The sequence below is a fragment of the Nonomuraea longispora genome (assembly GCF_004348345.1).
GTDB classification, from domain to species: domain Bacteria; phylum Actinomycetota; class Actinomycetes; order Streptosporangiales; family Streptosporangiaceae; genus Nonomuraea; species Nonomuraea longispora.
The window spans coordinates 20,263-29,231 of sequence record NZ_SMJZ01000107.1; the positions used below are offsets into that span (position 1 = coordinate 20,263).

An 8,969-nucleotide genomic window follows, 5' to 3' on the forward strand; every position below is an offset into this window, starting at 1 on the left:
CCATGCGGATCACCACCACGGACACCGCCTACCACCTGGACAGCGGGCACTACCGGCTGACCGTCTCGCGCACCGACCCCAGCGCCGAGCTGGAAGGCTGGATGACGCTCAGTCTCATCGCCTCCGTCGCCACCAGAAGCGACCGCGACGAGACGTACGAGACCCTGCCGCCCGTGCTCGCCGAGCGCGGCGACGTGGCGGTCTTCGACTTCCCGCAGCACTCCACCGCGTGGGAGACCAAGACCGTCCGGCTCACCTGCACGCCCGAGACGATCGCGCTGGAGGTGCGGGTCGAGGGCGACGGCGTCATCAGCGACGTGACGCTGCTCGGCGGGCGGGCCGTGCTCAACACCCGCGCGGCCGGCACGTTCCGCTCGGCGGTGCACGCGCGCGGCGTCTTCAACCCCACGCCCACGCACCCCGTGCACGTGGTGCGGCCGGTGTCGGCGCCGCTCGCCCTCACCGTGATCGGCGACGCCTCGCCGGGCCGCCTGCACGCCGTCTTCTCGCCGCCGCCGCTGGCCCTCGCCTTCGGCAAGGGGGAACTTGACGGAGGCGCGACCTCCGTACCGGAAGGCCCCTGGCTCGGCGCGTCGGTCCGCGCCGGGATCGCGGACCTGACCTTCACCGAGCTCCGGTACGAACCCCTCGACGGCGGCGCGCTGCTGCACTTCGACTACGAGTGCCAGACGGCGGTGAGCGGTGCGTGGACGTCGCCGGCCGTGATCTTCCGGGCGGCGTCGTCCCCCTGGGAGGCCGTCTCCCATCACCGGGAGGACCTCGTGGAGCACGGCCTGGCCCCCCGGGGCCCGGTCGCGGAGCGGCACGACTGGTGGAGCGGGACCATCTTCTGCGGCTGGGGCGCCCAGTGCGCGCGGGCCGCCGGCCGCTCCCCGGTCGAGCTGTCCCGGCAGGACCTCTACGACGAGTGGCTGGCCAGGCTGGAGGAGCACGGCGTCGTGCCCGCCACCGTCGTCATCGACGACCGGTGGCAGCTCACCTACGGCAACCAGGAGCCCGACCCCGCCAAATGGCCCGGACTGCGCGAATGGATCGCCGGCCGGCACGCGCGCGGGCAGCGGGTGCTGTTGTGGTGGCGTGCGTGGTCGCCCGACGGGCTGCCCGCCGGGGAGTGCGTGACCGACGCCGCGGGCCGCGCCGTGGCCGCCGACCCGTCGAACCCCGCCTACCGGCGCAGGGTCGGCGAGATCATGCGGCGGCTGCTCGGCGACCTCGACGCCGACGGGTTCAAGATCGACTTCACGCAGTGGTTCCCCAGCGGGTCGCACCTCAAGGCGTACGGCTCCACGTGGGGGTTCTCTCTTTTGCACGAGCTGCTCGCCACCATGTACGCCGCCGCCAAACGCGTCAAACCCGACGCCCTCATGATCACCCACACCCCGCACCCCGCGTTCGGGGACGTCACCGACATGATCAGGCTCAACGACGTGCTGGAACTCGACGCCCGCGGCGAGCCCGTGCCCGCCGTCGACCAGCTCCGCTTCCGCCACGCGGTGGCCGCGCACGCCATGCCGGAGCACCTCGTCGACACCGACCAGTGGCCCATGCCCAGCAGGGCCGACTGGCTCGCGTACGCGCGGGAGCAGCCCTCGCTCGGCGTGCCCGCCCTGTACTACGTCGAGTCCATCGACAACACCGGCGAGCGGATCACCGGCGATGACCTGCGCCAGGTGGCGAAGTGGTGGCGGCGATGAGGCAGGCCGAGGTGATCGTGTACGGCGCGACGTCCGCGGGCGTGTGCGCCGCCGTCGCGGCCGCCCGCCGCGGCCTCGACACCGTGCTGCTCGAACCCGGCAGGCACGTCGGCGGCATGACCTCAGGCGGGCTCGGCTACACCGACATCGGCGATTCGCGCGTGCTCGGCGGGATGGCCGCCGAGTTCCGCCGGGCCGTCGCCGCCGCCTACGGCGTCGAGCCCGGCCACTACGCGGGTCCCGAGCCGCACGTCGCCGAGGCGATCTTCGTGTCGTGGCTGGAAGGCGCCGGCGTGGAGGTCGTGTACGACGCCCCGCTCCGCACGGTGGTCACCTCGGGTGAACGGATCCTCTCCGTCGTCACCCCTCAGGGCGACTACACCGCCGGCGCCTTCGTGGACGCCGGTTACGAGGGCGACCTGATGGCCGCCGCAGGCGTGTCGTACCGGGTGGGCAGGGAGGACCGCACCCTGCACGGGGAGACCTTCGCAGGGCGTCGCGAGGTCGTGCCCGGCATGCACAACTTCCCGCCGTGGATCTCGCCGTTCCGCGCCGACGGCACGCTCCTGCCGCAGGTCGCCGACGGGCCCATGGTCGAGGTGGGCGAGGGCGACGGCGGCGTCATGTCGTACGGCTACCGCGTCTGCCTGACCAGCGCGCCCGACCGCATCCCGATCGAGCGCCGGCCCGGCTACGACGAGGAGCACTGGGAGCTCGGACGGCGGTTGTTCCGGCACTGGCGCGAGCAGGGCGTCGAGCCCCGCGCCGGACGTCTCGTCGGACTGGCGCCGAACCTCCCGAACGGCAAGTGCGACGGCAACTCGCTCGGGCCTTTCTCCCTCAGCGTGCTCGACCGCTCCGCCTGGGACTACCCCGACGCCGGGCCCGGCGAGCGCGAACGCATCCGGCTGCACCACCTGCACCACGCCCAGGACCTGCTGTACTTCCTCTCCCACGATCCCGAGGTGCCCGCGAGCGTGCGGGCCGAGCTGGGGCGCTGGGGACTGCCGCCCGACGAGTTCGCCGACACCGGCCACCTGCCCCACCAGCTGTACGTGCGCGAGGCGCGGCGCATGCTGGGGGACAGGCACCTGACGGAACACGACCTCGTCCAGAGCCGCCCGCAGGCCGACGTCATCGCGATGGGGTCGTACCACCTCGACGTCCGCGAGGTGCAGCGGACCTGGCGGTGGGTGTACGAGCATCCCGACCCGGTGCCGATGGTCGTCACCGAGGGCTACCTGTCGGTGGGGGTCGCCCCCTACCAGATCCCGTACGCGGCGATCGTGCCGCGGCGCGTGGAATGCGCCAACCTCGTGGTGCCGGTGTGCGTGTCGGCCTCGCACGTGGCGTTCTCCTCCATCCGGATGGAGGTCCAGTACCAGATGCTCGGCCACGCCGCCGGGCTCGCCGCGGTGCGGGCGGCGGAGAGCGGCAAGGCCGTGCAGGACATCGACGTCACCGCCCTCCAGGAGGAGCTGTCCGCCGCCGGCCAGGTGCTCGCCCTGTGACGGCCCCGCCCGCGCCGCGGCGCGGGCGGTCAGGGGCGGTCAGGGGCCGGCCTGTTCCAGGGCGGCGCGGACGAACGGCGGGACCACGCGGCGCAGGACGTTCGCCTTGTGCTCCTCGGCCCTGGCCAGCGCCCGCGCCACGGCGGGTGCGCGGGCGGGACGGGCGTCCGGGCCGGCGTCGAGCAGGTCGAGGGCCGCCAGGCCCGCCACGGCCATGTCCTTGGCGGCCGCCACCCAACGGGCCAGCTCGGCGGCGATCGGTCCCGGCACGTCCAGCGGCAGCCCGGCCAGCCGGGTCAGCTCGGCGCGCAGTCGTTCCGAGGGCTCGCCCTTCAGCGCGGTCGCGCACAACGAGGTGAGCTCCGGGCTCTGGTCGGCGCCGGGCGGCCAGGACGAGCACGCCTCCACCAGCGGCAGCAGCTCCGCGGCGCCCGGCAGCAGCCGCACGGCCCGCTCGTGCGACCGGGCCGGATCGTAGGCCGCCGGATGCCAGGCATAGTCGGCCACGGTCGTCAGCGCGATCCGCGACGCCGCCGCCTCCACCATCGGGTTGGCCGTGATGCCCTCGAGCGCGACGCCGTCCAGCTCCGTCGCCCGGCCGGTCAGCGGGCCCAGGAAGACCCGGTCGAAGTCGAAGTCGTTGACGGGGAAGTTGTCCCACAGGGCGATCCGGTGCCCGTAGGAGGCCGCGGCGGCTGCCATGTCCCGCGCGGAGATCTCGCCCACCACGATGTCGGGCCCGGTCCACCAGACCAGCACGTCCGTTGGCAGCTCGGCGGCGAGCCGGTCGCGGTAGGCCGTCCTCGCGGTGCCCGCGTAGTCGGTGGGCACCATGGTCAGCGGCCGGTCGGCCCCGCGTACGGCGAGGAACTTCTCGGCGAAGTCGCGGCAGACGGCCGCGTGGGCGCTCGCGCTCGCCCCCTCCTCCGTGCCGAACTCCTGCTTGTCGGGCTCATGCTGCAGCTCGGGCGGAATGTCGTCGAACAACAGGGCGAACTCCCTGACCCCCGCCTCCCACACCTGCTCGGCCTTCGCGCGCAGCGCCGCCCGCTCGCCGGCGTCGCCGTAGACCATGGACAGGCCGGGGCTCAGCGCGAACACGAACCTGACGTGCCGCGCCGCCGCCTCCGTCACCAGCTCGGCCAGCCTCGCCAGCTCCTCCTCCGGGTACGGCTCCCGCCACCGCTCCCGGTGGAACGGGTCGTCCTTGGGGGCGTAGACGTAGGCGTTGAGCTTGTGCCTGCCGGAGAAACGCAGGTGTTCCATGCGGTCGGCGTGGGTCCACGGGGTGCCGTAGAAACCCTCGATGGTGCCCCGGAGCGGCAGGTCGGGCCAGTCGCGGATCTCGGCCTCCGGCACGCACACCCGATGCTCCGGGCACGACGACCACGGGGGCCCGGCGAGGGCCAGCAGGGTCTGCGCGCCGTAGAACGCGCCCGCGGGGTCCGCGCCCACGATCAGCACGCGGTCGCGGGCGGCGCTCAGCGTGTAGCCCTCCGGCGGCAGCCCCGCCCCGGCGTCGACCCGGACCTCCACCGTCACCGGCTCACCCGGCCCTCCCACGGGCGCGTCCGCCGGTTCGAGGGCGCGCAAAGCGGCGGTGGCGGTGGCAGTGGCAGTGGAGGGTGCGGAGCCCGGCTGGATGCGGCATCCGCCGAGGTCCACGTGCGAGCGGCCGGTCGTGAGCGTTCTCGGAAAGGGGACGATCCAGTCCAGGGCATGCATTGTGGGAACGATACCGGATAGACTCACGCCCCGTGAGTGAGGATGTGACCGAAGTTTTGCCCGGGGTGTTCCGAATTTTGGACACCTGCCACGTCTATGTCATCGCGGCTCCCGCCCAGCCGGGGACGGAACGCACCGGGATCGCCATCGACTTCGGCTCCGGCCGGGTGCTCGACCTCCTGGAGGAGCTCGGCCTCGACCGGCTCACCCATGTTCTCATGACACACCACCACCGCGACCAGGCACAAGGCCTGGCCCAAGCGGTCGAGGCGGGGGTGGCCGTGCACGTGCCGCCGGTCGAGCGCGACCTGTTCGAGAAGGTCGGCGAGATGTGGCAGGGGCGGCGCATCAGCAACGACTACGACCTGCGCGACGACCGATTCTCGCTGCTGGAGCCGGTGCCGGTGGACGGCGTGGTGCCCGAATACCGCACGGCCCGCTACGGCGGCGTGGACGTCCGCGTCCTGCCCACCCCCGGTCACACCCCCGGCTCCGTCAGCTACCTCGTGGAGACCGGCGGCACCAGGGTCGCCTTCACCGGCGACCTGATCTACGCCCCGGGGAAGGTGTGGTCGCTGGCCGCCACCCAGTGGTCCTACACCGAGAACGAAGGCCCCGCGATGGTGGTCGTCAGCTCCGAGCTGCTCCAGCGGGAGGAGCCCGACGTGCTGCTGCCCTCGCACGGCGAGCCGATGACCGACCCCGCGGACGCCCTCCCCCGGCTGTCCGCGGCGATGCAGCGCTACGTCGACTTCCGCCGCCCGCACCCCTGGAACGTGCGCGGGCTGCTGGCAGAGCCGTTCATCGAGGTCACCCCGCACCTGCTGATGAACAGGAGCAGCCAGTCCTACAGCTATGTCCTGCTGTCGGAGTCGGGCGCGGCCATGGTGTTCGACTTCGGCTACGACATGTGCACCGGCCTGGTGAACAGCACCGCGCGTGAGGCCCGCCGGCCGTGGCTGGCGTCGCTGCCCGCGCTGCGCGAGCGGCACGGCGTCACCGAGGTCGAGGTGGCGCTGCCCACCCATTACCACGACGACCACGTGGCCGGCATGCCCCTGCTGCGCGACGTCGAGGGCACCGAGATCTGGGCGCCGTCCCACATCGCCCCGATCCTGGCCACGCCCCTCCACCACGACCTGCCCTGCCAGTGGTTCGACCCTATCCCCGCCGACCGGGTTCTGGGGCTGGGGGAGACGGTGCGCTGGCACGAGTACGAGATCACGGTGCACGACCTGCCGGGGCACACGCTGTTCGCGGCGGCGTACGAGTTCGAGGTGGACGGGCACCGGGTGCTGGTCACCGGCGACCAGCAGGACGGCAACGGCGTCCCGGGCGAACGCCAGGAGATCCTGAACTTCCAGTACAAGAACAGGTTCAGGATCGAGGACTACCGCAAGAGCGCCGCACTCTACCGGCGGCTCCGCCCCGACCTCATGGTCAGCGGCCACTGGCGGCCCCGCTGGGTGGACGACGACTACCTGCGCATGCTCACCGAGCGCGGCGAGGAGCTCGTCGCCCTCCACCACGACCTGCTCCCGCTCGACCGGCTCGACGTGGGGGCGGACACGGTGCTGTGCCGCCTGACCCCTTACTATTCGAGCGTCCCCGCCGGGGGCGAGATCACGCTGACGGCCACGGTGCGCAACCCGTGGCCGGGCAAGGCGACGGTCACGGTGGAGCCGGTCGTTCCCCCGGGCTGGCGCCGCGAAAGCGGTTCTTCGACGCTGAGGCTGGACGGAGGGGGTATGGATCAGGTGCGTCTCCGTCTCGGCGCCGACACCGTGCCGCGGCGCCGCGTACGCCTCGCCGTCGATGTGACCATCGGCGATCTGCGCCTCGGGCAGCACGCCGAGGCGCTGGTCGACGTGGTCGGGGAAGGCACTCGATGACCATGGAGCGGCACCCGTCCCCTGGTCGTTCGCGGCGTCCCACGATCAAGGACGTCGCGGAGGCCGCCGGAGTCTCGCGCTCCACCGTCTCCCGGGCGCTGACCGGCCGCGGCTACGCGGCCAGTGACGTACGCGAGCGGGTGCTGCGGGCGGCGGCCGAGCTCGGCTACGTGCCCGACGTGATGGCCCGCACCCTCAAACAGCAGGTGAGCAGGTCCGTCGGCGTCCTCGTGAGCGACCTGCGCAACCCGTTCTACGCGGAGCTGGCCGCGGGGGCGAGCAGGGAGGCCCGCGAGCGCGGCTACACGATGGTCCTGGCCGACACGAGCCTGTCGGCCGAGGCGGAGAGCGAGGCCGCGGAGGCGCTCGTCGCGCTCAGAGTGGCCGGCGTGGTCGTGACGCCCAACTCCTCGGCCGTCTCCACCTATCTGAGCGCCCACGGCATCCCGGTCGTCGAGGTCGACCGGCAGTTCGCGGCCGGCTCGACCGACGGCGTGGTGGTGGGCAACCGCGTCGGGGCCCGCACGGCCACCTCCCACCTGGTCGAGCTGGGCCACCGCAGGATCGCGCTGTTCATCGACGAGACCGACTGGACCACCGGCTACGAGCGTTACCAGGGCTATCTGGAGGCGCTCGCGGCCGGCGACATCAAGGTCGAGCCCGACCTGGTCGTCTCGTCGGGCTGGGACGTCGCCGACTCCCGCCGCAGGGCCCTCGACATGCTGCGCGGGCCCGGCCGGCCCACGGCCGTCTTCGCGGCCAACAACGTGCTCGCCGAGGGCGTCTGGCGGGCGATCGGCGAGCTGGGGTTGCGGGTGCCCGCCGACATCAGCCTCGTGGCCTTCGACGACGCGCCCTGGATGAGCATGGTCTCGCCCACGGTCAGCGCCGTCTCGCAGAACACCTACGGGCTCGGTGCGACCGCCGTACGCCGGTTGTCGGAGCGGATCGAGATGCCCGACGCCGACTCCGTCACCACGGTCCTCAACGTGAGGCTGATCAGCCGCGAGTCCACCGCGCCACCCCCCGCGATCTGACATTTCGGCATAAGTCGCGTTGACCCGTGGGGAAAGGTCGTCCTAGGATCCCGTGTGGGAACGATGTCACACGCCCTCCGTGCGGCGCGCGTTCCCGTCGGAGGCCCAATGGAGCACGCTCTTCCCCCCGTTCTGTCGCTGGACATCGGCGGCACCAAACTCGCCGCCGGCGTCGTCACGGGCGACGGCCGGATCCACGGCTGGCAACTCGCGCCCACCCTCAGGGACGAGGGGCCGCGGCGGGTGCTGTCCAGGCTCTTCGACCTGGGCAGGAAGGCCGTCGCCGAGGCGGGCGTGCCCCACGTGGCGGCCGTCGGCATCTCCTGCGGCGGGCCGCTCGACGCGGCCGCCGGCGTGCTGGAATGCCCGCCGCACCTGCCCGGGTGGATCGACATCCCCATCGGCGCGATGGCGACGGAGGCGTACGGCGTACCGTCGGCGCTTGAGAACGATGCCACGGCCGCCGCCCTGGGCGAACACCGCCACGGCGCGGGCCGCGGCACGTCCACGATGCTCTACCTCACCGTGTCCACCGGCGTCGGAGGCGGCGCCGTCATCGGCGGCCGCCTGCACCGGGGCGCGGCCGGCAACGGCGGCGAACTCGGCCACGTCATGGTCCGGCCCGGCGGGCGCGCCTGCTCCTGCGGCCGCCGGGGCTGCCTCGAGGCGTACGCGTCCGGCACCTCCATCGCCGAACGCGCCCGCGAGGCCATCGCCGCGGGGAGCACCTCGTCCCTGTCCGCCATCGAGCTCCCGACGGCCGAGGACGTCTCCCTCGCGGCGGCCGCCGGTGACGTGCTCGCCACCGAGATCTGGGACGAGACCACAGGGGCGCTCGGCACCGCGATCACCGACCTGGTGAACGCGTTCGAACCGGAACTCGTCGTCCTCGGCGGCGGCGTCACCCGTTCCGGTGCCCGGCTCCTCGCCCCCGTCGCCGCCGCCGTCGCCAGGGACGCCATGCCTCCCGCCGCCCGCGCCGCCCGCATCGAGCTCGCGCAGCTCGGCGCGGGGGTGTGCGTGGTCGGGGCCGGCGCCGTCGCACACGACCTCCTCTCAGGGAAGACCGATGCCTGACCTGCCCCCATC

At 73.0% G+C, this 8,969-nt stretch carries 6 protein-coding genes; 5 read left to right on the forward strand and 1 reads right to left on the reverse strand.

Annotated elements, in window-relative coordinates; genetic code table 11:
- Positions 1 to 2 precede the first annotated feature (2 nt).
- Complete coding sequence (locus E1267_RS25635; RefSeq protein ID WP_132335751.1) at positions 3 to 1,715, forward strand: alpha-amylase family protein; 1,713 nt, start codon at positions 3 to 5, stop codon at positions 1,713 to 1,715.
- Complete coding sequence (locus E1267_RS25640) at positions 1,712 to 3,226, forward strand: FAD-dependent oxidoreductase (RefSeq protein WP_132335753.1); 1,515 nt, start codon at positions 1,712 to 1,714, stop codon at positions 3,224 to 3,226. The genes E1267_RS25635 and E1267_RS25640 overlap by 4 nt, the downstream gene beginning before the upstream one ends.
- 39 nt (positions 3,227 to 3,265) lie before the next feature.
- Here the strand turns inward: E1267_RS25640 and E1267_RS25645 are convergent, their stop codons facing one another.
- Complete coding sequence (locus E1267_RS25645; RefSeq protein ID WP_132335755.1) at positions 3,266 to 4,951, reverse strand: glycoside hydrolase family 84 protein; 1,686 nt, start codon at positions 4,949 to 4,951, stop codon at positions 3,266 to 3,268.
- 32 nt (positions 4,952 to 4,983) lie between these two features.
- Between E1267_RS25645 and E1267_RS25650 the strand changes: the two genes are divergently transcribed.
- The 3 genes from E1267_RS25650 to E1267_RS25660 all read left to right on the forward strand — a co-directional run bounded on the left by E1267_RS25650 (position 4,984) and on the right by E1267_RS25660 (position 8,957).
- Positions 4,984 to 6,843: an MBL fold metallo-hydrolase gene (locus E1267_RS25650; RefSeq protein WP_220449672.1), complete on the forward strand. Its 1,860-nt coding sequence runs from the start codon at positions 4,984 to 4,986 to the stop codon at positions 6,841 to 6,843.
- The gene (locus E1267_RS25655; RefSeq protein ID WP_220449673.1) at positions 6,840 to 7,880 is read left to right on the forward strand and encodes a LacI family DNA-binding transcriptional regulator; all 1,041 of its coding nucleotides are present in this window, start codon (positions 6,840 to 6,842) and stop codon (positions 7,878 to 7,880) included. The genes E1267_RS25650 and E1267_RS25655 overlap by 4 nt, the downstream gene beginning before the upstream one ends.
- 108 nt (positions 7,881 to 7,988) lie before the next feature.
- Positions 7,989 to 8,957 carry an ROK family protein gene (locus tag E1267_RS25660; protein WP_132335757.1) on the forward strand — a complete coding sequence of 323 codons (969 nt, stop codon included), beginning with the start codon at positions 7,989 to 7,991 and terminating at the stop codon, positions 8,955 to 8,957.
- The last annotated feature ends 12 nt before the right edge of the window (positions 8,958 to 8,969 follow it).

Bases quoted from the DNA above. Each gene is read 5' to 3' on its own strand.
- E1267_RS25655 (WP_220449673.1), top strand. From the start codon at position 6,840: ATGACCATGGAGCGGCACCCGTCCCCTGGTCGTTCGCGGCGTCCCACG.
- E1267_RS25660 (WP_132335757.1), top strand. From the start codon at position 7,989: ATGGAGCACGCTCTTCCCCCCGTTCTGTCGCTGGACATCGGCGGCACC.
- E1267_RS25645 (WP_132335755.1), bottom strand. From the start codon at position 4,951: ATGCATGCCCTGGACTGGATCGTCCCCTTTCCGAGAACGCTCACGACC.
- E1267_RS25640 (WP_132335753.1), top strand. From the start codon at position 1,712: ATGAGGCAGGCCGAGGTGATCGTGTACGGCGCGACGTCCGCGGGCGTG.
- E1267_RS25635 (WP_132335751.1), top strand. From the start codon at position 3: ATGCGGATCACCACCACGGACACCGCCTACCACCTGGACAGCGGGCAC.